The sequence below is a fragment of the Clostridium grantii DSM 8605 genome (genome assembly GCF_900129965.1).
GTDB classification, from domain to species: Bacteria; Bacillota; Clostridia; order Clostridiales; family Clostridiaceae; genus Clostridium_AF; species Clostridium_AF grantii.
In genome coordinates this window covers 146,749-170,169 of record NZ_FQXM01000007.1, presented here as the reverse complement: position 1 = coordinate 170,169, position 23,421 = coordinate 146,749, and the positions used below count along the sequence as shown (strand labels likewise).

At 32.9% G+C, this 23,421-nt stretch carries 23 protein-coding genes; 2 read left to right on the top strand and 21 right to left on the bottom strand.

Annotated features, from left to right (window positions below; all coding sequences use genetic code 11):
• Positions 1 to 6: 6 nt before the first annotated feature.
• Entirely contained in the window at positions 7 to 696 is a 690-nt protein-coding gene (locus BUB83_RS08265; RefSeq protein ID WP_073337979.1) for a Crp/Fnr family transcriptional regulator, read from the bottom strand.
• A 327-nt stretch (positions 697 to 1,023) separates the two neighbouring features.
• A complete protein-coding gene (mgrA, locus tag BUB83_RS08260; RefSeq protein WP_073337978.1) occupies positions 1,024 to 2,013 on the bottom strand; it encodes an L-glyceraldehyde 3-phosphate reductase in 990 nt (329 codons plus the stop codon).
• A gap of 134 nt (positions 2,014 to 2,147) precedes the next feature.
• Here mgrA and BUB83_RS08255 point away from each other — a divergent pair, with 134 nt between their 5' ends.
• Positions 2,148 to 2,987, top strand: a complete 840-nt coding sequence (locus BUB83_RS08255) for an AraC family transcriptional regulator (RefSeq protein ID WP_073337977.1) — start codon at positions 2,148 to 2,150, stop codon at positions 2,985 to 2,987.
• Positions 2,988 to 3,140: 153 nt separating this feature from the next.
• On the opposite strand, the gene BUB83_RS08250 is transcribed toward BUB83_RS08255, so the two are convergent.
• From BUB83_RS08250 to BUB83_RS08205, 10 genes are all read right to left on the bottom strand, one after another.
• Positions 3,141 to 4,100, bottom strand: coding sequence for a D-2-hydroxyacid dehydrogenase (locus tag BUB83_RS08250; protein WP_073337976.1), 960 nt, complete (start codon positions 4,098 to 4,100; stop codon positions 3,141 to 3,143).
• Positions 4,101 to 4,102: 2 nt separating this feature from the next.
• Positions 4,103 to 5,044 (bottom strand): transketolase family protein, encoded by a 942-nt coding sequence (locus tag BUB83_RS08245; RefSeq protein WP_073337975.1) that lies wholly within the window; start codon positions 5,042 to 5,044, stop codon positions 4,103 to 4,105.
• Entirely contained in the window at positions 5,044 to 5,880 is an 837-nt protein-coding gene (locus BUB83_RS08240) for a transketolase (RefSeq protein ID WP_073337974.1), read from the bottom strand. The genes BUB83_RS08245 and BUB83_RS08240 overlap by 1 nt, the downstream gene beginning before the upstream one ends.
• A gap of 17 nt (positions 5,881 to 5,897) precedes the next feature.
• Complete coding sequence (locus BUB83_RS08235; protein ID WP_073337973.1) at positions 5,898 to 6,566, bottom strand: aspartate/glutamate racemase family protein; 669 nt, start codon at positions 6,564 to 6,566, stop codon at positions 5,898 to 5,900.
• A gap of 36 nt (positions 6,567 to 6,602) precedes the next feature.
• Complete coding sequence (locus tag BUB83_RS08230) at positions 6,603 to 8,204, bottom strand: tripartite tricarboxylate transporter permease (RefSeq protein ID WP_073337972.1); 1,602 nt, start codon at positions 8,202 to 8,204, stop codon at positions 6,603 to 6,605.
• Between the two features lie 14 nt (positions 8,205 to 8,218).
• Positions 8,219 to 8,797 (bottom strand): tripartite tricarboxylate transporter TctB family protein, encoded by a 579-nt coding sequence (locus BUB83_RS08225; protein WP_073337971.1) that lies wholly within the window; start codon positions 8,795 to 8,797, stop codon positions 8,219 to 8,221.
• A 105-nt stretch (positions 8,798 to 8,902) separates the two neighbouring features.
• Positions 8,903 to 9,970 (bottom strand): tripartite tricarboxylate transporter substrate binding protein, encoded by a 1,068-nt coding sequence (locus BUB83_RS08220; RefSeq protein ID WP_073337970.1) that lies wholly within the window; start codon positions 9,968 to 9,970, stop codon positions 8,903 to 8,905.
• A 21-nt stretch (positions 9,971 to 9,991) separates the two neighbouring features.
• Positions 9,992 to 10,705, bottom strand: a complete 714-nt coding sequence (locus BUB83_RS08215; RefSeq protein WP_073337969.1) for a FadR/GntR family transcriptional regulator — start codon at positions 10,703 to 10,705, stop codon at positions 9,992 to 9,994.
• A 357-nt stretch (positions 10,706 to 11,062) separates the two neighbouring features.
• Positions 11,063 to 11,947, bottom strand: coding sequence for a nucleoside hydrolase (locus BUB83_RS08210; RefSeq protein ID WP_073337968.1), 885 nt, complete (start codon positions 11,945 to 11,947; stop codon positions 11,063 to 11,065).
• Between the two features lie 279 nt (positions 11,948 to 12,226).
• Entirely contained in the window at positions 12,227 to 13,261 is a 1,035-nt protein-coding gene (locus BUB83_RS08205) for an AraC family transcriptional regulator (protein WP_073337967.1), read from the bottom strand.
• Between the two features lie 352 nt (positions 13,262 to 13,613).
• Here BUB83_RS08205 and BUB83_RS08200 point away from each other — a divergent pair, with 352 nt between their 5' ends.
• The gene (locus BUB83_RS08200; RefSeq protein ID WP_073337966.1) at positions 13,614 to 13,826 is read left to right on the top strand and encodes a hypothetical protein; all 213 of its coding nucleotides are present in this window, start codon (positions 13,614 to 13,616) and stop codon (positions 13,824 to 13,826) included.
• Here BUB83_RS08200 and BUB83_RS08195 read toward each other — a convergent pair.
• From BUB83_RS08195 to BUB83_RS08160, 9 genes are all read right to left on the bottom strand, one after another.
• Positions 13,815 to 14,195, bottom strand: a complete 381-nt coding sequence (locus BUB83_RS08195; RefSeq protein ID WP_073337965.1) for a type IV toxin-antitoxin system AbiEi family antitoxin domain-containing protein — start codon at positions 14,193 to 14,195, stop codon at positions 13,815 to 13,817. The genes BUB83_RS08200 and BUB83_RS08195 overlap by 12 nt on opposite strands.
• Before the next feature lie 420 nt (positions 14,196 to 14,615).
• A complete protein-coding gene (locus BUB83_RS08190) occupies positions 14,616 to 14,849 on the bottom strand; it encodes a hypothetical protein (protein ID WP_073337964.1) in 234 nt (77 codons plus the stop codon).
• A 59-nt stretch (positions 14,850 to 14,908) separates the two neighbouring features.
• Positions 14,909 to 16,672 (bottom strand): DUF4209 domain-containing protein, encoded by a 1,764-nt coding sequence (locus BUB83_RS08185; RefSeq protein ID WP_073337963.1) that lies wholly within the window; start codon positions 16,670 to 16,672, stop codon positions 14,909 to 14,911.
• A 67-nt stretch (positions 16,673 to 16,739) separates the two neighbouring features.
• Entirely contained in the window at positions 16,740 to 16,871 is a 132-nt protein-coding gene (locus tag BUB83_RS22700) for a hypothetical protein (RefSeq protein WP_278336920.1), read from the bottom strand.
• 120 nt (positions 16,872 to 16,991) lie between these two features.
• The gene (locus BUB83_RS08180; RefSeq protein ID WP_073337962.1) at positions 16,992 to 18,446 is read right to left on the bottom strand and encodes an AAA family ATPase; all 1,455 of its coding nucleotides are present in this window, start codon (positions 18,444 to 18,446) and stop codon (positions 16,992 to 16,994) included.
• The gene (locus BUB83_RS08175) at positions 18,443 to 19,450 is read right to left on the bottom strand and encodes a hypothetical protein (protein ID WP_073337961.1); all 1,008 of its coding nucleotides are present in this window, start codon (positions 19,448 to 19,450) and stop codon (positions 18,443 to 18,445) included. Before BUB83_RS08175 ends, BUB83_RS08180 begins: the two co-directional genes overlap by 4 nt.
• A gap of 364 nt (positions 19,451 to 19,814) precedes the next feature.
• Positions 19,815 to 21,380 (bottom strand): recombinase family protein, encoded by a 1,566-nt coding sequence (locus BUB83_RS08170; RefSeq protein WP_073337960.1) that lies wholly within the window; start codon positions 21,378 to 21,380, stop codon positions 19,815 to 19,817.
• Entirely contained in the window at positions 21,373 to 21,798 is a 426-nt protein-coding gene (locus tag BUB83_RS08165) for a recombinase (RefSeq protein ID WP_073337959.1), read from the bottom strand. The genes BUB83_RS08170 and BUB83_RS08165 overlap by 8 nt, the downstream gene beginning before the upstream one ends.
• Positions 21,799 to 21,800: 2 nt before the next feature.
• Positions 21,801 to 23,360 (bottom strand): recombinase family protein, encoded by a 1,560-nt coding sequence (locus BUB83_RS08160; protein ID WP_073337958.1) that lies wholly within the window; start codon positions 23,358 to 23,360, stop codon positions 21,801 to 21,803.
• Between the last annotated feature and the right edge of the window lie 61 nt (positions 23,361 to 23,421).

Here is a 23,421-nt window from a genome sequence, read left to right as displayed (position 1 = left end):
GTATTATTAACTTAATTCTTTTAATTTATCTATCAATGCTTTATATTGATTTTCATTAATATAAATCTTAGCATTCTCAATTGTTATTAATTGCTGTTGCTTTAGTTGCTTTACATTCCTATGAACCGTTCTTAAACTAATTCCTAATTCATCTGCTATTTGTTGGCGTTTTTTATTGATAAAAACTATTTCACCTTTATCTATATCTTCTTTAGCCAATTTAATTAAATATGCTATTATGGTATACATAGTTGAATTTAATAAAAGTTCTCCATTAGAGTAAGCTATATTATAAAAATCTTTTGCCATTTTTTTAGCAACTATAACTGCCAAATAATGATCACTTTCCATCCACTTTAAAAAGTCTTTTTTTGAAATTCTTAAAGCAATACAATCTGTTACCGTTTCCACTGTAGCTGCTATTTTTTCTTTAGATGCTAAAATTTCGATTAAACCTAAAAAGTCCATATCATTAACAATTGCTGTTTCGAGAATTCTGCCATTTTGAAATTCATTAAATATTTTTAATGTGCCAGAGTACACTATATAGATATACTTTGGTTCTTCATCTTTTTTTACTATGACAGTTTTTGCATGAAAATTTTCCACTACACATTTCATCCTTATCTCAGCTGGCATTCCCATAAATAAGTTAGCTAAGTAAGGTTTATTATTTATAAAGCTCTCAATGGACATATTTATCCCTCATTTATTTGAATATATATTTATTCTTATAAAGATTATATCAAAAAAATAAATTATAAAAAACGTCATATGTCACTTTTATTATTTGCAACCTAATATTATTATATACTACTTCATGAACTATCTCCACCTAAGAATCAGTTCACTTCATGGTCAAATTATTAATTATTGACTTCACAATACATCATATATAATACTTCGTCAAGGACTTATTATTTTAGATATGAAACCTAAAATAATAAAAGCTATCCAGTTCCTATCTCCTACTTATAGAAGATAGGAACTGGATAGCTTTTTTAGTTAAAATAAATAATAGTATTATGCCAAAATACTATCAATTTCGCTTAATTCTTTTTCACTAAATTCAATATGATTAATTGCCTTTACACTGTCTTCAATTTGGCTCACTTTACTAGCTCCAATTAAAGCTGTTGTAACTCTATCATCTCTTAACACCCAAGATAATGCCATCTGTGCCAAAGATTGTCCTCTATTATTTGCTATATCATTTAATCTTCTTACTCTATCCAATTTATCAGAATCCAAATTATTCTTGTTCAAAAACTGACTGCTGCTGCTAACCCTTGAATCTGCCGGAATGCCATTCAAATATTTGTCACTCAAAACACCTTGTGCCAATGGGCTGAATACAATGTTTCCAATCCCATGCTTATGAGTAACATCTAGCAAACCATCTTCCTCAATCCATCGATTAAGCATTGAATAACTTGGCTGAGTCATTACTACTGGTGTTTTTAATTCTTTCAATATCTTCAATGCTTCTTCTGCTTGTTCACTTCTATAGTTAGATATACCAACATAAAGTGCTTTCCCTTGTTTCACAACTTGGTCAAGAGCGAGCATGGTCTCTTCAACTGGTGTATTTGGATCCGGTCTGTGATGATAATATATATCTACATAATCAAGCCCCATACGTTTAAGGCTTTGGTCTAAACTAGATATAAGATATTTTCTTGAACCATAGTCTCCATAAGGACCTGGCCACATAGTGTAACCTGCCTTTGTTGAAATAATCATTTCATCTCTATAAGCTTTCATGTCCTCTTTTAGAATTCTTCCGAAGTTAATTTCTGCTGATCCAGCTGGTGGACCATAATTGTTAGCCAAATCAAAATGTGTAATTCCAAGATCAAAGGCTTTATGAATCATTTTTCTACTGGTATCTATTAATGTTACATCTCCAAAATTATGCCATAAACCCAAAGATATCAAAGGTAATTTTAAACCTGTTTTCCCTGCTCTTCTATAAATCATGTTCTCATATCTTCTATCGTCTGCTTTATACATATAGATCCCTCCCATGAATTTTCTTCTATTTTACTATAGTTTTTGTTACAATTACATTGAATAAAAACTAAATTGCATGTAATTTTGTCTTATAAGTTGTAATTTTAATTTTTTATAGAAAAGAGGAACACTTTATGAAAGGTTTTAAACCAAAAAACGATCTTATAGATCAAAATCTCCACAATGATATCAAGCTCTACTATTGTGCCTATGATGGCTGTGAGCCTAATAAAAGTTGGGGAGCTGGTATGATAGACCACTATAAATTATTTTTCGTTATTAAAGGGCAAGGATATTTTGAGATAAATAATACAGTTTATACCATAAAAGCTGGTAGTGGCTTTGTTATTCCACCAAACGTTGTTGTATCTTATCGACCTACAGAAACTAACGGATGGAATTATTTTTGGATTGCTTTTAACGGCATAAATGCTGAAAATTACTTAACTAGAGCAAATATAAGTAAAAATCAGCCACTATTTACTACTTTATACCCTGAAAATTTTTTAGCCAGTTTTGCTAAATTGTTTCAATCTGAAAACAACTCTAAAGCTACAGATTTAATATCATTAAGTGCTTTTTATAACCTTTTATCAATATTAATTGACGAATGTCAGACATCCACTAAAATACCTTCAAATTTAAAACCAAAAGATTTATATCTAAATCAAGCAATTGAATTCATACATACAAATTATTCAAGAGCAATCCAAATAGAAGATATCGCACATCATGTAAATGTAGATAGAAAATATTTGTATCAAATATTTAAAGAGAAAATAAATCTTTCCCCAAAACAATATTTAATAGATTTCCGAATAAAAAGAGCCAAAGAACTAATAAAAACTTCTAATTTATCTGTTCAACAAATTTCCAACTCAGTTGGTTACATTGATCCCTTTTTATTCTCTAAGATATTTAAGAAAAAAACAGGATACTCACCTACAGAATATAAAAAAATTTATTATCTATGATGGTCCAATAAAATCAACTGAATTATTTTTACACAAATCTGAAATTCATTGATTTTCATACTTCACCTTCCCTTTTTAATAAAAAAATTATAGATTACTATAAAAAGGAACATCTCGAATTCCGAGATGTTCCTTTCTTCAATTAAGCGGTATTTAAATATTAACGGCATTTTTAATTGTACCCTCTAAATAGGATTTTAAATTATCAATAGCAATATCTAATAATCTAGCTCTAGACTCTAGTGGTGCCCACGCTATATGAGGAGTTATTAAAACATTTTTGGCTTTTAATAAAGGGTTATCCATTTGAATAGGTTCTGTTGAAACTACATCGCAGGCTAAACCTTTAACTTTTCCACTGTTTAAAGCTTCCTTAATGTCTTCTTCAACAATAAGCGGCCCTCTAGAAGTATTAATTATCATCACTCCCTCTTTCATCTTCTGGATATTATCTTTGTTAATTATGCCAATTGTACTTTCAAACAATGGACAGTGTAAGCTAATAACATCACTATTAGCAAATAAATCATTTAACTCCACATACTTTAAAGTTTCAGATTCTAAACTTTCTACCTTGTATGCATCGTAAGCTAATACTTTCATACCAAAAGCTTGAGCAATCTTTGCAGTTTCTTGACCTATTCGTCCCAAACCAATAATACCCATGGTTTTCCCTGCTAATTCAATTAATGGATAGTTCCAATAGCAAAAATCCTCACAATTTGACCACTGTCCTTCTTTCACTGAATTACTATGCTGTCCAACATGATGACACAACTCTAGCAATAAAGCAAATACAAATTGTGATACAGCTGTTGTACCATAGGTGGGTACATTACAAACTGGAATATTTTTTTCTTTAGCATATTCCACATCTACCACATTATATCCTGTAGCTAATACCCCTACCCATTTGATAGAAGGACATGCATCAAAAGTTTCTTTACTTAAAGGTGTTTTGTTAGTATAAATTACTTCTGCATTCCCTATGCGCTCTACAATTTCTTCCTGGGTAGTTCTATCATAAATTGTTACATCGCCTAGGTTTTCCAACGCCTCCCAAGATAAATCTCCTGGATTTAAAGTATACCCATCTAATACAACTATTTTCATGATTATTCTCCTTTAACTATTTTTTCAGCTTTGGCAATAATATTATCAACACTTATACCATTCTCCTTTAATAATACCTCATATGGACCAGATTCGCCAAATTTATCTAAGATACCAATTCTATAAACAATTCCTCCGTTATTTTCACAAACCACTTCTGAAACTGCACTTCCAAGTCCATTAATTATATTATGATCTTCAACTGTTATAATTCCTTTAGTTTCCCTCAATGCTTTTAAAACAGCTCCTTGATCCAATGGCTTTATAGTATGCATATCTAATACCCTAGCTTTTATACCTTTTTCTTCTAATATTTTAGCAGCTTTTAAAGCCAAAATCAAAACATCTCCAACCGCAATAATGGTTACATCATTACCCTCTCTTAATTGCTTTGCTACCCCAATTTCAAATCTTTCATCTTCATCATAAATGCCTGGAGTAGCTTCTCTCGTAAATCTAATATAAGCAGGTCCAACATGACTTTTAACCATTTCTCTTAAAAGCTTTCTAGTTGAATTATAATCTGCTCCCATCATCACTGTCATGCCAGGTATAGTTCTTAAAATTCCCATATCCTCAATACCTTGATGGGACCCTCCATCATTTGCTGGAGTAAGTCCTCCGTGGCTACAAGCTATTTTTACATTTAATTTGGTATAGCATATACTTTGCCTTATTTGCTCTAACATTCTCATAGACCCAAATACTGCGTAAGTACTTATAATAGGAAGCTTACCCATTGTTGCTAGTCCTGCTGCAACCCCTGCACAGTTTTGCTCAGCAATTCCTACATTAACATGTTTTTCTGGAAATTTTTGTTGGAAAGGAACTGTTTTCATAGACTTACCCACATCAGCATCAATTACATATAAATTATCAACTTCTTCTCCAAGTACTAATAATTCGTCTCCAAACGCTTGTCTTGTAGATTCTGTAATTATCATTAATTTCCCTCCCTTATTTCCTTTATAGCTTGTTTAAACTCTTCATCATTAGGAGCAAGCCCATGCCATTTTGGAACATTTTCCATGAAAGAAACGTATTTTCCTTTTACACATTTAGCTACAATACACTTAGGTTTGCCTTTAATTTCTCTAAGTTCATCTAACGCATAAACGATTTCTTCCATTTTATGTCCATCTATTTTTCTAGTTTCACAACCAAAAGCATTAAATTTTTCAGCTAAATCTCTAAGCGGCATAATCTTTTCAGTCATATCATCATTTTGAATGCCATTATTGTCAATAATAATTGTTAGATTATCAAGTTTGTATTTGAATGCAGCTTCAACCGCTTCCCATACCTGACCTTCGTTGCACTCCCCATCTCCCAATAATGTAAACACTCTTCCATCTTTTCCATCTCTTTTTAAAGCTATTGCCATTCCAACTGCTGCGGAAACACCTTGACCTAAAGAACCTGTTGAAATTTCAACACCTGGTGTTCTTTTCATATCAGGGTGTCCTTGCAATATTGAACCAAACTCTCTTAAAGTATAAACTTCCTCTTTATTTATAAATCCTTTTTCAATTAATGCGCTGTATAAAATAGGACAAACATGGCCTTTTGATAAAACAAATCTATCTCTTTCATCCCACGTAGGATTTTTAGGATCAGATTTCATTTCATAAAAGTATAGTGCCGCCATTATATCAGATGCTGACAAAGAACCACCTGGATGTCCTGATTGAGCTTTATGAATCATTGTAAGCGCTAATTGTCTTAAATTGCGAGCATTTTCTTTTAAATTAGCTATTAATTGTTCTTTATTTTCGCTCATATTTGCCTCCTTATATTTTATTCTTGTCCCATCATTATTCTTTTTGCTTCTTCAAATCCGGACCTACCAATCTTATATATAGGAACGCCTGGGTCATCATGAACTAATTTAGACATAGATATTTGAGCAAAAGTAATTGTATCTACTTCTTTTGCAAGTTGAAATAAAGCATCAGTAACCATTTTATCGTGTTTTTCCACATCACCAGCAACCAAAGCATCAAAGGCACCCTCAGCTACCATAGTTACAATTTCTATCTCTTTATTTTGACGCGCCGCTTCTTCTTTTAACAATCTAACAGTACCCTTTGGTGAAGTTGGAAGTGTTGCTAGCACACCAATTTTCTTACCATTTTTAACAGTTTCTCTTGCAACAGGCTCATCTATATTAAATATAGGAACCGGAGAGAATTGTCTTGCATATTTAGCAGCCGCATTAACAGATGTACAAGTAACCATCACGCAATCTGCTCCCGCATCCGCTGCTGATTTTGCATATGTTAAAATTCTAGATGAAACCGCATTTGTTATTCCACCAGCTGCTAAAGTATCCTTTAGAAGAGTATCATCCATAATATTATAAATCTCGATATCAGGATTATCTTCAACAAATGGAACCCCAAATGGTTTGTATATCATGTCCATAAATTGATTAACAGTATGAATTAAAAATAATTTCTTACTCATTTCTTCACCCCTATTTTTTTATTTATATTAATTTTCTTACCCAGCTATATTTTCTTGTTTTGATTCCTTTATTCCCTTAATTATTATTTTTGCTATTGTAAATATAATAATCACCAAGAATATTAATGATATTGGTCTTGTAACAAATATTAAAAATGAACCATTGTTGGTTATCAATGCTTGTCTAAATCTAAAATCAAGCATATTACCAAGAATTAAACCAAGTATAATAGGAGCTGCTGAATATTGCATCTTATCAAAGATATAACCTATAATACCAAAAATAAATATGGTGATTAAATCAAAAGATGACATTGATAAAGAGTATCCCCCTACTACAGAAAGAATTGCTATAATAGGCATTAAATAAACAGTTGGAACTTTTAATACCTTAGTCATTGGTTTAGCTAAGATTGATCCAACAATCCAAAGCGCAATTATTGCACAGAATAAAAGTGCTGCAATCATTGCTATAAATCCTGGATTCTCTATTTGAATACGTGGACCTGGCCTTACATTGTGAAGCATCAATGCACCAAGTAAAACTGCTGCCGGTGGGCTTCCAGGAATACCTAGCGTGAGCAATGGAATAATAGCTCCACCAATAGCTGCATTATTTCCAACTTCTGGAGCTATTGTTCCTTCGTAGATTCCTGTACCAAATTTATCTCCATTTTTACTGGTTTTTCTCGCTGTATCATATGAAACCCAGGCTGCTACATCTTCTCCAACACCAGGCAATGCACCTAGCCCTAGACCAATAGCTGCTGATTGAATAATTGCACGCAACTGTGAAAATACAGTTTTGAAGATAAATTTTTCTTCCTCTAAAACATCTTTAAAAGTAGCAACTTCTTTTTTCTCACTTCTAAACAAATTAAAAATTTTCCCAAATAGTACTCCCAAAAAACTTTTATCACTTTCTGAATTTTCAACTACTGAAAAAGTTTCATTTCTTACAAAAGCTTTTATAACCTCTGGTACAGCATAGAATCCTATCATAGCTGGAATTACCTGTATACCACTTTGTAATTCTGAAATACCAAAAGTAAATTTCGATATTCCTTCTACATCATCATAGCGAACGAATGCCAATAATAATCCCAAAATACCAGCAATCCAACCTTTAATTGTCAAATCCTCAGATACAACAGAACCACAAATCATTACTCCAAAGAAAGCTAACATAAAAAACTCTGGCGATGTAAAATTCAAAGCTAATTTTGCCATAACAGGCGCTATCATTGTTAAAGCTACCACTCCAAGAAATGTGCCAATTATTGATGCCAACCTTGTTATTTTAATAGTTCTTTCTGCTTTACCTTCAAGTGCTAACTTATGTCCATCTAATGCTGTAGCCGCTGCCGAAGCCGTTCCAGGTATGTTTAAAAGAATTGCCGAAATACTTCCACCATAAATACCACCAACATATATACCCATTAAAATTGCAAATGTATATTGAAGTGGTACATTATAAGTTAAACCAGTTAGCAATGCAATTCCCATTGTAGCAGTTAGCCCTGGTAGCGCTCCCATTATAAGACCAAGAGCTGTTGCTCCAAATAGTACTATTACAAGAAGTGGGTCAGAAAATACATGTAATATCTGTGTAAAAAATGTTCCTAATTCTGTCAACATCTAATTCCCTCCTTTTAAGGTAATATAATCATTGCTACATCTCCGAAAAGATATGCTACAATTAAAGATACTGATAATGAAATAATTGCTGAAGTTATCCAGTTTTTCCTTTTACCTCTATCAGAAAAAACAATCATAAACACAAAAAGGAAAATAAATGTCATCAATATATAAGGTAAATAATACGGTATAATCCATGAAATACCATCTACATTATAAAGTGCATCGTAAATAATTTTTTCCATAGGACCTAGTAGTATAAATATATAGATAGCTAACCATCCAATGATAGATATGGCAACTTTAAACTCTCTGCATGTAAAAAAATATGCGATTTTTTCTTTTGTAAAAAAATCAAATCTTGCTCCATCATTCCATGCCTTAAAGAAAAGTGACACTGAACAAATTGCAAGCAATACACTAACAATCATCGGAACTAAACCTGATGATCTGTACCAAATAGCATTAGCTGGATTTGTTAAACTTAGTGTTCTAATCATTAATTCCAGAGAAATTACAAACACAAATACTGCTATGCTCAGCAGCACAATACTCATAACAAGGTCTGCTCTCCTTAATGTTTGTTTTTCCATTATTGCCACCCCTTTTATATTATTTTCACTAATTTAAACATTTAATTTTAAATCTTTACAAAGGTGTACCTGTTGGAAAAGTACACCTTATTATATTTAAACTTACTATGGTTTTGGTATATTAAAATCAGCAGGATTAAATTCTGTTTTTTCCATTTCATATAACATCCAGCTCATTATTGATTGAGCTTTAGCACAGTTTTTATCTGCTTCTTCTCCTACCCATTTATAAATAACACCATAATTTTGATCTGAAAATTCTTTTAATGCTTTACTATCACAAGCAGCTAAAAAAGCTTTTTGTATTTCTGCTTTTACATCTTCTGGAGTATCCTTTGGTATCATAAATCCTATAAATTGGTTTAATGGCAAATACTTTTCAACCTCTGGAACTAATGTAGTAACTGCAGGAACTTTCCCAAAATCAGCTTGTTCAAAATCAGTTGTTTGGAAAGTTGCTACTGGAATTAAATCACCTGATTTTACAAACTCCGCCACTTCACCAGCTGATGCTGCAACTGCTACAGTTTCATTTGATATACATGCAGTAATAGCTGTAGCTGAACCATCATAAGTAGCTACACCTAAGTCAATTCCACCACCATACTCAAGCATTGATGCTAATAAAAACCATAACCCACCTGATGTACCCGCTATTTTAACTGTACCAGGATTTGCTTTTGTAGCATCTATAAGTGCTTGAAAATCAGCAATATTTGCATTTTTATTTACACATAAAACACCAGGAGATCCACCAGCAATATAGTATTCCCAAGAATCAGTAGTTTGCTTATCACCTGCCATTACAGGGATAACTAATGGAGTTTCTGAAGTACCTGCAAAAGTATAACCATCATGCTTTGCATTCCACACTTGCATAGTTCCTACTGAACCAGCAGAACCCCCAGTAACATTGGAAACCTTTACAGTCCATCCATTCTCTTGAAGAGCTGCAGCAATTGCACGATTCCAAGCATCAGTACCACCACCTGCACCAAAAGGTACTATTAAGTTAATAGGTCTTTCTGGGAACTTAGATTTTTCAACAGTTTCAGTTTTCTCAGTATTTGTTTTTTCCGCACTTGTATTTACAGTTTCTTGTTTTGGAGAACATCCAGCTAGTAAAGCTACACCCATTGTGATAGATAATAATACAGAAAGTAATTTTTTCATTTTTTTCCCCCTCATTATTTACTATTTTTCAAAATTGTAACCCCAACTATCAAGACTATTAGCAATAACCTCTTCAACTCGGGACTTGTCTTTCGTAACGATCAAGTCTAATATTTCTTTGTGGTACTGCGTAGCATGTGAAAATTTTTCCTCTGCTTCAATGTTTCTGTATATTGAAACTTTAAAAAATTGATAAACACCTTTAACAATTCTGTACAGAAGCTTATTCCTACCTATTTCAACAATTTTAATATGGAAATTATAATCTGTATCACCAGCTGCCATAAATTCTTCATTTTTAATATGAATTTCCATTAATTCAAGGTAGTCTCTTAACTCTGCTATATCATTGTCGTCAGCTTTGTCGATGGCCAATTTAAGCATGATTTCGTCCAGGGCACGTCTTAGTTCAATCAATTCAGATGAAGTAGAAATATCAAATACAAGACCATAAATAATACTGTCAAAGACACTAGGATTCACCTGGTCACATACATAAGTTCCATCACCGCGTTTAATTTCTACAACTCCTAGAGTCGATAAAACTCGCATAGCTTCTCTCAGTGAATTTCTACTTATTTCAAGGTCTTTGATAAGCTCATATTCATTTGGTAGTTTTTCTCCCATACCAAATCTACCATCTGAAATTGCTTCAATTATTCTACTTATAGTCTTGTCTACTACTGAACTTCCATTAATTGGTTCCAACACTTTGTTAATCCCTTTATTCTCCACTTTAACTCGCCTACCTATTGTTGTATTTTATCATTCTAAACATTGAAAGCATTTCATCCAGTGTTACGTATAACGTAGGATGTTTTGTGTAGTTTAATAATACCATACATAGGATAATATGTAAATACTTTTTATTTAAATATTTTGAATTTTATGACTATTTCTTCCAAAGTTGTTTCATTAGAGATTTTTGTTAAAAACACCCAAATAATACTTCTCCATAAACCAACCTACATAAAAATAAAAGCAAGTGCTATTCCTAGCCTTGCTCTTATATGTATTCTTTATTTAAATTGTATAATCATGGATGAAACAAATTCATTAATTACTGTTAATTGCCTCTCATGCTTAGTTTCTCTAACCATAGATCAATTCAAGTTTTGACATAAAATCTTCAAGGACATATCTCACATCAATAGACTGATAAACTCGAATTAATGGTCTTCCCTCTTCATAACTAAAAGAAGTATCTTCATTTATAATAGGAGCTTCCTTATACTCATATCTACCACAGTTTGGATTCAACGCAACACCGATTGCTGGAGAATCACCTAATGACCAACTTTCTCCAGGAGTCCAATCCGCATATTTCGAAGCATTAAACTGCACTAATTGTTCAAATAAATGCTTTCCAATATCTCCACAGGGATATACCCTTTTTTGTAACTCAGCTATCCCAATATGCATTGTACAATACACATTTGATGGAATCAACCAAAGTTCAACACCACTTCCTAGCACAATATTTCCTGCCGGTATATCATTTCCCGAATTGAATTCATTGAATGGAGCTTTCTTATGCCCATATTCATGCCCTGCAATCCATACCACAGTCATACGAGAAGCGATTTCAGGACATTCCTGTAATGCAGATGCAACATTTGTAATTGCACCTTGGCAGAGTACAAATAATGGCATATCATCATCTCTCATAGCTTCTTCTATTAGGAATGCCGAAGCAGGAGATATTTCTTTTCCTTTTGTGTCCGCTAAAGTCCCCTCAGCCCCCATATATACAGGGACAGATAATGACATTGCCGATAAAATCGTTTGAATTTCATCATAACTTTTCTTTGTTGTTTCTGGGCTACCAAATTGCTCAGCAAAAATAGCACGCATTACAAATTTTGGACTCATCAAAGCATGTGCAATTGCGAAAGGGTCATCCGCCTCGCATGCAGCGTCGGTATCAACAATCACTCTTAACCGTTTCTTTTTTTGTACCTGGAATGCTAATGTCATAATATTTTCCTCCTTATATAATATAGCCTTAGCCACTATCTATACTAATTATTTAATAATATTATCTAAGTTGCTAAGTCATAAATTTACTACATTCAAAGTAAATTAATATATTTGATATACTTATATTATGGCATTTTATATTGTTTTTCAATTTACCTTTACGACTAAAAGTATATGGAATTGTACTTTTTTCCGATTCTATAATACTTTATACAATATATATTTGGTAATCATTTTAAATAGCTTACTACATATTTACTATAATTGCTAACTTAATCAAGAATTCTGTTTTCTATATTTCGCAGGGGTCATTCCATATCTTTCAGTAAATAAACGATAAAAGTGTCCCCTGCTTTTATATCCTACTTGACCTACAATCTGTTCAATAGAAATCTTTGTCATACAAAGCATTTTTTCAGCTTCCTTTAGCCTAACATTCTTTAAATAATCAGAATAAGTATAACTACTGTATTCTTTAATTAGCCGATTATAATAATCCTCATTATAATGGAAGCGATTAACTAATTCTCGTATAGTTGCTGTTTTATAATTTTCTTGAATAAATTTTTCTACTTGGCGAAAAAGAAGATCTCTCATTTTCTGTCGTTCCTGACTGGTCAGTAAAAAATCGTATTCTGATGAAAGGCTTTCAAGCAACCGTGCTAATAATCCTTTTGATATATCATAATATCCTGTCTTTTGTTCAATAATTTCTCTAACTAAATTTTCCATCAAAACTACTGCTGCTGATTTATCACCTCTTGGTGTAAAATGCAAAAACTGTCTATTCTTTTTCTGTTGAAGAAGTGCAAGAAAAAGAAATTGTTGAATTTCACTATTTCCAATACTTTCTACAAATACCGAATCAAATACCTCTGCCGGTATGCCTATATATACTGTACACAAACTTTCTTGACCATATATATCACTGTGATAACAATTCCTATCTACAATCCAAAATTCTCCCTGTTTAAACTTATGTTCTTCACCTGAAAATGATTGGTAAGTATTTCCTTCAACAATATATCCAATTTCAATAGCATCATGCTGGTGCACTGGGCCTTCCTGACTCTCTCCATTAAATGAACGCCATATTATTTTCTCACCATCCCTACTACGTGAATATATTCGTAAATGACCTTCATTAGACTGAAGCCATATACCAGCTGAAAAGAGTTGACTTCCTGAATATATGTACACTTTTTTATCTCCAATATAGACTATTGGGGCTTTATTGTGAATATCTTCTGTTCGTAGAACATATTCGTTATGAATAACATACCTTTTCCATGGTTCAAAAATACTCTCCATTTATTAAACCTCCAAATATAAGTATTTGTTAGACCACTTTAAAACAAAAATCCCCTCAAACCGTAGTTTGAGAGAACACAAACATTGTAAAAAATGATTTTCTTCCTAGAACTTGCTTTACTTAAAAAATTTAAATAAACTCTGTGTCCGTAAAACAATGCATATGATTTTCCCCTAAGCTCTTTAGTTCACAGCCTAATTTAAAATTTTCATTAACAGCAGCTTTTTTAGCTTTTTCCATAAAATAGACCTTGAATAATACGAGGCCACTGAAAAACTATTTAAATCGTCATCTAATTAAAGATGACGATTTTTTGCTATTAAATTATTAATAGCAAAAAGGATTTTTGAATTGTATGGAGTAAAACCAGAAATTAAAGAAGAATTGCCAACTAAAGTTACAACTGGAGTACTTGATGATATTTTGAAGTACTGCAGATTATTAATAGACTGTATAAATGCTAAGCCAGAACTTGCGGCAAATCCAGCTGTAAAAACCAAATTAAATTATTTAAGCGAAGCTTTTAATGACGACCTAGAAAATTTAAAAGTATCAAAAATCTAAATTATCATTTGATGTAAAAAAAAGTTCTACAGGTGGGTAATTTGGGAGCTTCGGTTTAATCATTCTAGATGCAATGGTAATATTAATATCCATAGGATTAACTGTGGTCATTTCATGTATTACTGCCGCTGAAAACATACTAATAACTCCACTTGGTATTATTGACTGTACTATTTCAAAATCATTTAAGTCATCAAATCCAGAGTTCCAACAATAATATCCTGTTTTTATTTTCACCACATAACCTTTATCCATAAGCTTCATAATATCTCGACTACATACTTTATTTTCTCTTAGAATTGCAGCCTTAACAATTAGACCATACTCATCAAAAATATTTTTAATCTTTTTAATTCTTTCATCAGTCATCTTTTCACCACCAAAATATAGATTTAACATTTTATATCTATTTTTTTATACATATAGTATATCCATATTTTATACAAGTATCAACACAGATGTGAAATTTAATTTTTCAATATTAAATTCTACCATTTCGCAATTATCCAATTACTTCTAATTTTGCGAATTTGTATAGACCCCCCTAAAGCAAAAAATTCCCCAAACCGTAGTCTGAGGAAACATAAAACACACTTCAATATTTAATTAAAATCCTTGAAATCCTTTGAAACTAGCCTATTTCTTCTCTATCTTCACTACGCACTCCACATGGCTCGAGAGGATAACAAGTACGTCAAATACTGATTTTTGTCTATTGTCCGTAGGCGGGAACATATCCACTGATTTCTATCGATATGGGGAAACATATCCACAAAAATCTTCCAAACACTATTTAGATTCATTTGCTATTTTTACTTCATTTCTAATTTTTCCAATTAACATACTAATATTATGCCTATAATTATCAAGTCGGTCTTCTAGATCATTAATTTCCGAACTTAAGATACCTTTTCTACCATAAAATATAGTTGCAATTTCCCATTCTAATTCTCCAATTTTTTTATGAAGAAAATCGTATTCTTCTTTTAATGCTTTTAATTCAGGCGTTAACTTCATTTCCATTGTATAACTCTCTTTCTGTATAATTTTTATTATCAGACATCATCACAATATTTCAAATACTATTCTTCCTCATTTTCAGTTTCTGGGAAAGACCATTTATAAGCTGTGATCATCCAGAATAGATAAACCATAATTAAGCAATTTGTTTTGTTTAAAGTTTTCAATTCGATAAGACCATGCGCAATATTATTTCGCAAATTCTTTCCCAATTGTTCAACTAAAACAAACTCAATCATGTATAACAAATCACTGCTAATTGTATCTTTAACAAAATCCTCTCTTAAAAATTCATTAAAAGTTTTTTCATATTGTAATCCATTGTTTTTTAATGACGTGGTTGGAAAGCCACCCCACTCGAAAAAAGTTCTAAAATAATTTTCAAATTGTGGAACGAGTATATGTAAAGCAGCTATATAGTCTTTCTCAAACATTCTTTCGATTCCTTTAGAAATAATCACTTTATGTTCCTCATCCATATACTCTGATTTACATATGCGTGTTGCTACTATTTGCTCAGTAAGTCCATCTTCTATCATCTTGTTCCAAATAAAATTAAACATTACTGAAAACAATACTTCTAATTCAATACCATAGTACTGAAATGTTAGAGTTTTGATTAAGTCATTATTTGTATTGGATTCAAAAACTTTCCTATCACCATGAATCTTTCCTATATCCATCAACTGATACAATGGATTTTTTGCATCTTCTACAGCTTTAAGTTCGCTATTAACTTTACTAATAATAAAGTAACTACTGTGGCTTACCGTTGCTAAAGTACTTTCTATATCGTCTTTGAAAAAATCAACAGTTTTTTTCTCCAATTGCTTTATTTCAATTGATTGTGTTGTAGATATAGCCTTAAATTCGCCATCTTTAGTTGCTTTCTTTAAAGCTCGCTTTATTTTTACTTTCATATGATATACCTTTTCACGTTCACCTATATTGACATAATGCTCTGCAGCAGATTTATACCACTCTGATTTTTCCAAATTAGATACTCCTGGCTTTTCGGCGTCTAGTTCATATGACTCACCATATTTAATTGATAACATCCTTATGTCTTCGTCCCTTTTCATAACTTTAAGCCAATCCAAGTAATTGCTACAGCAATTTCTATATAAATTATAACTGGCTTCTTCAAAGTAATAATTACATATTCTTTCAACAACATTTATAATTTTATTTACTGTTGCATCCTCTAAAAATCTATTCTTTATATTATTAACAATAATCCTAGAAATAGAAAGCAAACTCAAATATTGTTCCTCAAGATATTCCTTTGATATTAAATCATCTATAAGACTATTTAGATTGCTTATTATTTCAAAATGATTAAATGAAAATCCTAATTCAAATAAACGAGAAAATGCAACAATATAGTCATGTGTTAATTCCTCGTGGTGCAAGTAATCTAACAATAAGGTACATATTTTTTGACTATACTTATATCTGTTTTTCTTTATACAGTATTGAAAACAATAATTTGCATAGCGTATTTTCAATTTTATATTCTCAATCTTTTCCATCCTATACTCATAAAAATTTAAACGTTCTTCTTCAAAACTATCTATATCAGGAATGCAATTCCCATTCGTATAAACATACATTGGGTAAAGATAATTTTGATCCACCTTTCTTTGTTCAAGAACTATTTCACAACATATTAATAATTCCACATCCCACACTAAGTACTTTTTAATATCTTCATCTAAATCATTTTTTAAAAGTAGTTCTAATTCTTGCTTTATCTCAACTAAATTAGAATACAATTGATTCAAACTCACTATATGTTCCATGTAATTATCATACTTATCATACATGTCATCTTCCCTCCTGTTCTTTACTTATATACATCTACTCTATATCAAAACCAAGAGCCTCCTTCATCTAAACAAAGGTCTTATTAACAACACCATCTTGTTTTTGATGAAAGCAAAACAAAATTGTTGACAAATTATGAACGGAGTGAATGATTTGTTTTTCAAAGTCACATTCCGTTGAATAGTGTATCAATTCCATACTTTAGCCCTCCACTGCTCCCTGCCCCAAACATACTGTCTTTGAAATGCAGGCATAACAAACTTGCCGTTTTTGATGCTTTGCAATGTCTCGTATATAGTTCTACTGTTATCTATTAATCTACTCATTCTCGCACACCTCAATCAAATGTTCTTTAATTTCTATGTTATTGATTTCATCAAAGTCATAATTAAAAATTGATGCTATAATAATCTGGTGATCTACAAAATCTCTTTTTATAATTTCCATCATGAGTTTAACATTGGCTTGGTCTACTTCTTTTCCGCTCGGTGAATCAAGGATAATCGGTAATTTGATTTTAAGAGCATCTTCAATTGCAATTATGTATGCTAGCCTGAACGCAAAAGCAGTTTTGTGTAGAACTGCACCTGAAAGTTCTTTAAGATTAGATGTGAAAAGGTATGTTTTGGGTATTGAACCCTTATCACCTAAACCAAGTTCAATCGCATATTTAACTATGTTTTGAGAGATAGCTGAAACAACACTATTGTTACTTTTCGTCATAGTACTAATATCATTTCTAATAGATTTAAGTTCCTTCTCTAAGCGATTTATTTCATTCTTAATAGCAATAGGATTCATTGGCATTTTTGCAATTCTTTTGTCAAACACTTCCAACAGACTAGCAGATTTATAAAAAGCCACCTGCTCATATTCACTATCCTTTTCTTTTTCAAGGCGCTCAAGTTGAGCAGTAACTGTAGCAAATTCAGCAGACACCATTTTTCTTTTTGCAATTAATAAATCTATTGCATCATTTAGTCCAACAATATTATTTTCAGTTACTGGGAAAATTGATCCGTCAGATGACTGAACAAGTAATTTCATATCAGCAACAAACTGTTTAAAGCGTTTATTATTAGCCAAGGTGCTGTCAATTCTACGTAGTTCAGCCCTTAACCTTTTTTGATGCAAAAGGAATTGATTAATAGAAATATCTGATTCTTCTTCATAACTATCCGTGACAAGCTCCCCTGCCTCCAACGTTTCCCTATACTGTGCAATACTAAACATCTGACGATATTTTGTTAGTTCCCTTGACAAACGTGCTTCCTTTTGAATCAATTCTGAACAATCACGCCCAGAAAGTCCACGAATTAATTCTTCAATATTAAAGTGAATACTTCCAATTACAACACCACGATTAAGCAGCGTCCAACCTTTTTCTTGGTCAACATAAAAAGTCCCAAGCAGATTTCTTAGAATATCAACATTTTCTGTTCCAAAAATAATTTTATGAAGTTCATTTTGCTGTTCCGGTAGCACAAAGGTTTGCTTTTCAGAATCTATAGTTACTTCAACTGCAATATCACTGCAACGTAGCAAAGATATTACTCCACTTTTTTCACATTCAATCACTAACTCTACTTCACAGTTATTGAACTTAATTTTCTTTGTATTCGGAATGTTATAACCAAGAGCATATAACATAAAACGCAGAAGGGTAGTTTTTCCACGACTGTTTTTTATACTGTGAATTAAATTGACACCCTCTGCAAATAAAATTTTACGTTCAATAAATCCCTCTTTGAGTCGAATAGATTCAAAAATCACAATTTCACCACCTTTTTGATTTTATCAATTGTAATTCGGTTTCGTACAATGTTATAAAGAATAATCTGGATTAATCCCTTCTTAGTTTCTTCATCAATAGTATCAAGTTCAAATTCTGAAAGGTAGTCCTTCCATTTGTTCATCGCAAAATCCATACATTTTTCTACGGGTTTCTTAGTGGTTTGGTATCCGTTATAGTCACAGAGAACTTTAATAAAAAACTCACAGCGTTCGCAACAAGATTCTATCGTATCTTTATATCGATGAGCTATTTCATCGTAAGCACTACAATCAAATATCTCTATAAAAGAGTCATCACAGCGTTCAACATCAGTAGCAATAACTATTATCGGCCAAACTAAATCTTTTTTCTTCAGCTGAATAGATGCATTCTTCTTTGTGCTATTTTTGAAAACTTCTTCGTGCCAAATATTTAGAAGTTTCTTTCCCAATCCAGGAATGCTTAAATTTAAATCGCCAATGAAATCATCTACTAATTGTCTAACAATTTTATATCGCTCAAAGTCATTATCAGTTTCAAACGGCAACACTTGAATCATGAATTTATCTAAATCCAGCGGCTGACTCATTCCATTTAAATACCCCCCTATCAACTCCTGTGAAGATTCAGGCAATGACGAAAAATCACGGTGTGCAGCTCCTAAAAATACGTTCTTAGAAACATCTTCATTTAAAGGATTAGGTGAATTAGTAATTAATATAAGCTGTTGGGCATTAACCTTTTGGCTACCTTCCGATAAGGAGATAAGCGATTTTTGAAGGTTTTTTCGAACGTTTCTGAAATCTGAACTACTTTGTTCAACTGCTTTTGCCTGTGCTAAAATATATTGTCCGTTTTCCAATTCCAGTTCTATATCCTCAAAGTTACCCTCCAGACGCAGTGATTTTAAATCCTCAATGTTTTCAAGCATAAGTACAATTGCTGCATTTACCTGAAAATCAAAACCAAAAATGACAGCGTTTGCTCGCCTACTTTTGGGCATAAATTTCTCCCTCCTTTCTCTAGCATACAACACACACCTTTTAAATTTTATATCAACACTTCCGTTTATTCCCTCTTAATCTGGATTTTCTATCCATTTTTGAGCACAAAAGCCTGTTCATAGGTAACACCCACTGCATCTGCAATCTCTATCATTTCTATAAAGGACACCGTGCCAGTTCTGAAATACTAATATTTAATTTTTCACATAGTTCTCTTATCATATCAGACGTTTTCATTCTTATTCCTCCATGCCATTTTATTTTAAACCATTTGGTTTCTAAACACAATCCTTCTATTTTTACCATTACATAGAAATTTCCTGCCAGATTACAATCTAGCAGGAAACTCTTAATATTTTCTCTCTATCTTTCCACATCCACTAATGTTTCAGATTTGAATTTCACCACAAATCTGTCATCATAAACCGTTACCTTTTCAACCATTCGTCTCACAAAGGATTCATCGTATTCTTCTATCTGCTCCGTCTGTTCTGCAAGAAACTCCTGCATCTCGGCAATTCGCTGTTTCAAACCTTCTCTTTCCGCATTCTCTGCCATAGCATTCTGCTTTAGTTCTCGCAAACGATCTATCTCATCAGCAAGGTCATTATAATCCTTTTTAGCATTTGCTCGTTTCAACAGTTCCTTTTGCAATTCTTCCAGTTTGGCATTGATGTTTTCCATAGAATTTTCATCCTCCAAAGCAAGTATCGATGCAATATTCTGCTCTAAAGCTACAAGCATATCCTCCTTACCACCAAGTGCCATATTAATGGCTTTTACTACAGCCTCTTGAAGTTCCGTTTCTTGAACTGTAGGGGTATCACAGCGTTCTGGACCATGTTCCACTCGGGTGACACATCGCCACACAAAGGAACGTTTGCCTCTGTTATTCCAAGCAATTCTGCGATATATATCACCACACTTTGGACAATAGACAATGCTTGAAAGAGCATACTTGCTGCTATAAACTCTTTTCTTTCGGTCAGCACCACTATGGAGATTAACTCTTCTTAGCATTTCCTCCTGCACCTGCATATAAAGGTCACGGGGAATAATGGCTTCATGGTTATTTTCTACATAATACTGTGGAACAATGCCGTTATTTTTAACTCGCTTTTTCGTAAGCACATCCACCGTATATGTTTTCTGCAAAAGGGCATCACCGATATATTTCTCATTTTTTAGGATTTTCTTTATAGTTTCTGGTCTCCATTTTGCTTTACCGGCTGCAGTTAGGATACCATCTGATTCCAAACTTTCTCCGATTTGTTTTAGGCTTGCTCCTTGCAGATACTGCAAATAAATGCGTTTTACAATCTCTGCCTCAGTAGGTTCAATAATCAGATGGCCTTCATCATCTTTGGTATATCCCATAAAACGATTGTGGTTCACCTGTACCTCACCGTTTTGGTAACGGAACTGCAATCCAAGCTTTACATTCTTGCTTAAGGATTCCGATTCTTGCTGTGCAAGGCTCGCCATAATTGTAAGTAAAATTTCTCCCTTAGAATCTAAGCTATTGATATTTTCTTTTTCAAAGTATACGGGAATGTTCTTTTCCTTTAGCTGTCTAATATATTTTAGGCAATCAAGGGTATTCCTAGCAAATCGGCTTATGGACTTTGTAATAATCATGTCTATGTTACCAGCCATACACTCCTCAATCATACGATTAAATTCTTCACGCTTTTTAGTGTTAGTGCCTGAAATACCATCATCAGCAAATATCTCAGCAAACTCCCATTCTTCATTTTTTCGTATGAAATTGGTGTAATGCTCTATCTGTGCCTCGTAACTTGTAGCTTGCTCATCGCTGTCGGTACTGACACGGCAGTACGCTGCGACTTTGAGTTTTGGCTTGTCTTCCATTTTTACAGTATTTCCTATATGTCTTCGAGCTGGGATAAGTGTTACGCTTTTATTCATCTTCTGTCACCCCACTTTCTATTAATCCATATGCATATTTAGCCTGTTCAAATGGATCTGCATATTTTAACTGTACCTTTGGCATGATAAAATGCACCATTGGCTTTGGTTCTTCACGCTTTTCAATCTCTCTAATTCTTCCAAGAGAACTCGCCCTTACAATTCTCATTTCTTCAGCTTTATCAAATGTTTCTTTATCAATTATGGCAGGATAGAAGTCATCCCCAAGGTAATACCTCTTTCTAAGCATCATTCCAGCACTACTATGAGATAACTTTAATCCTGCATTTTCAGCAGCTACCTTAAGTGCCAAGCCGGAAATATATCCTTTGTAGAACTCTCTGATATTTTCAGCCTCTTCTTTATCAACCACTGCTTTTCCGTCTATGATTTTGTATCCATAAGGTATGTGTGCCATTATTATGCCATCCTTTCCTTAAGTTCTAATCCACATTTTAATAGGAATATAATTTCCTCTCTTGAAGCCACTGTAATTTTATCCACGTGGGCAAGGAATACTTCATCTTCATACTCCTTCATCATTTCACTTCCAGAAACATATTTTATAAGCTTTTTCAAAGCATCAAACCTTGTTCTATCACCGCTTACAGAATGCATCAGCCTGTCTTTTTCTGCCTGTAGCATTTTTTCTTCCTGAATCAAAGTGTTGTTTTCACCGTTAAATAGTGCAGGTTCTAAAATGCCACTTGTCATTAGGCTTGTAAGTACCTGCCTTTGTTCCATGTTCTTTTCTAGCTTGCTTTCGTACTCTTGAATTTGCAGTAATCGGTCTTTATCATCCAACCCCTGTAAGTTACGTAACAAAGGCTTTAATACAATTTGATGTGCAAAAATCAGCTTATTTATCATGGTAAGAAATGCCATCTTTATACTATCGTCTGTAATATATTTCATGGAGCAGGCATCCTTATCTTCAATGTGATGGGTGCAACACCAAGCCACATACTTTCCACTTGGTTTATTATGAATTCTTCGTTTAAAAGCACTACCACACTCTCCACATCTGATTTTACCTGAAAACCCATAACGGTTTTGATAACGCTGGGTATCCTCACCATTGCCTTTTTCCTTACCACGCTGGCTCATAACTTCATTGGCTTTTTTAAAAACTTCGTGGCTTGCGATTGCCACATGATGGGCTGTACATAAATATTGGTCTTGTTCTCCATAATTTGTATGGCGGTTAAAACTGCTATCTGTGTATGATTTCTGAAAAATAACATCTCCTGTATATTTCTCATTTCGGATAATCGCATTAACAGTTCCAGCAGTCCATTTACTGCCTTTTTTACTTTTAACCCCAAGTTCATTTAGTTCTTTTGCAATAATATGGGTACTCTTTCCTGCAAGAGTATCTGTAAATATCTGTTTTACCACTTCTGCCTGCTCTGGCACAATTACCATTTCTCCATTAATGTTTGCATATCCATACGGTGGATAAGAAATAATGTATGTACCATTTTGAAAACGTTTCTTAATACTCCATTTCTCATTTTCTGAAATGGACACCGATTCACTTTCTGCAAGACTGCTTAAAATAGAAAGCATCAATTCACTCTCCATAGAGCCAGTATTGAGATTTTCCTTTTCAAAATTGATGTATACATTTAAACCAAGCAGTTTTCTTACTAACTCCAAACAGTCCGTTGTATTCCTGCAAAATCGGCTGATAGACTTTGTAATCACCAAATCAATCAAACCTTTTTCACAGTCTACAATAAGTGATAGTAATCCATCTCTGACTTCTTTCTTTGTACCTGTGACACCTTCATCATAATAAAGACCCGCATACTCCCATTCATCATTGGCTTTGATGTAATTCTCGTAATGTGCCTTTTGTGCATCAAGGCTTATAAGTTGTTCATCACTTGCTGTAGATACTCTGCAATAGGCAGCAACACGGATTTTCTTCTTGACTGATAACATTTTATTTTCTTCGATTTTTATTATCCTTTTCATCAACTCACCTCGCTTTCTGTTAGGTCACATATTACCTCTGAACCCTAGATAAATCAAGGAA

What these genes read in the sequence shown, in the direction of transcription:
- BUB83_RS08210 (WP_073337968.1), bottom strand. Translation starts at nt 11,947, where the DNA reads ATGACATTAGCATTCCAGGTACAAAAAAAGAAACGGTTAAGAGTGATT.
- BUB83_RS08235 (WP_073337973.1), bottom strand. Translation starts at nt 6,566, where the DNA reads ATGAGTAAGAAATTATTTTTAATTCATACTGTTAATCAATTTATGGAC.
- BUB83_RS22700 (WP_278336920.1), bottom strand. Translation starts at nt 16,871, where the DNA reads ATGGAATTGATACACTATTCAACGGAATGTGACTTTGAAAAACAAATC.
- BUB83_RS08195 (WP_073337965.1), bottom strand. Translation starts at nt 14,195, where the DNA reads ATGACTGATGAAAGAATTAAAAAGATTAAAAATATTTTTGATGAGTAT.
- BUB83_RS08160 (WP_073337958.1), bottom strand. Translation starts at nt 23,360, where the DNA reads ATGAAAAGGATAATAAAAATCGAAGAAAATAAAATGTTATCAGTCAAG.
- mgrA (WP_073337978.1), bottom strand. Translation starts at nt 2,013, where the DNA reads ATGTATAAAGCAGACGATAGAAGATATGAGAACATGATTTATAGAAGA.
- BUB83_RS08205 (WP_073337967.1), bottom strand. Translation starts at nt 13,261, where the DNA reads ATGGAGAGTATTTTTGAACCATGGAAAAGGTATGTTATTCATAACGAA.
- BUB83_RS08185 (WP_073337963.1), bottom strand. Translation starts at nt 16,672, where the DNA reads ATGTATGATAAGTATGATAATTACATGGAACATATAGTGAGTTTGAAT.
- BUB83_RS08265 (WP_073337979.1), bottom strand. Translation starts at nt 696, where the DNA reads ATGTCCATTGAGAGCTTTATAAATAATAAACCTTACTTAGCTAACTTA.
- BUB83_RS08240 (WP_073337974.1), bottom strand. Translation starts at nt 5,880, where the DNA reads ATGAGCGAAAATAAAGAACAATTAATAGCTAATTTAAAAGAAAATGCT.
- BUB83_RS08245 (WP_073337975.1), bottom strand. Translation starts at nt 5,044, where the DNA reads ATGATAATTACAGAATCTACAAGACAAGCGTTTGGAGACGAATTATTA.
- BUB83_RS08230 (WP_073337972.1), bottom strand. Translation starts at nt 8,204, where the DNA reads ATGTTGACAGAATTAGGAACATTTTTTACACAGATATTACATGTATTT.
- BUB83_RS08225 (WP_073337971.1), bottom strand. Translation starts at nt 8,797, where the DNA reads ATGGAAAAACAAACATTAAGGAGAGCAGACCTTGTTATGAGTATTGTG.
- BUB83_RS08165 (WP_073337959.1), bottom strand. Translation starts at nt 21,798, where the DNA reads ATGGCACACATACCTTATGGATACAAAATCATAGACGGAAAAGCAGTG.
- BUB83_RS08175 (WP_073337961.1), bottom strand. Translation starts at nt 19,450, where the DNA reads ATGCCCAAAAGTAGGCGAGCAAACGCTGTCATTTTTGGTTTTGATTTT.
- BUB83_RS08170 (WP_073337960.1), bottom strand. Translation starts at nt 21,380, where the DNA reads ATGAATAAAAGCGTAACACTTATCCCAGCTCGAAGACATATAGGAAAT.
- BUB83_RS08220 (WP_073337970.1), bottom strand. Translation starts at nt 9,970, where the DNA reads ATGAAAAAATTACTTTCTGTATTATTATCTATCACAATGGGTGTAGCT.
- BUB83_RS08250 (WP_073337976.1), bottom strand. Translation starts at nt 4,100, where the DNA reads ATGAAAATAGTTGTATTAGATGGGTATACTTTAAATCCAGGAGATTTA.
- BUB83_RS08190 (WP_073337964.1), bottom strand. Translation starts at nt 14,849, where the DNA reads ATGGAAATGAAGTTAACGCCTGAATTAAAAGCATTAAAAGAAGAATAC.
- BUB83_RS08255 (WP_073337977.1), top strand. Translation starts at nt 2,148, where the DNA reads ATGAAAGGTTTTAAACCAAAAAACGATCTTATAGATCAAAATCTCCAC.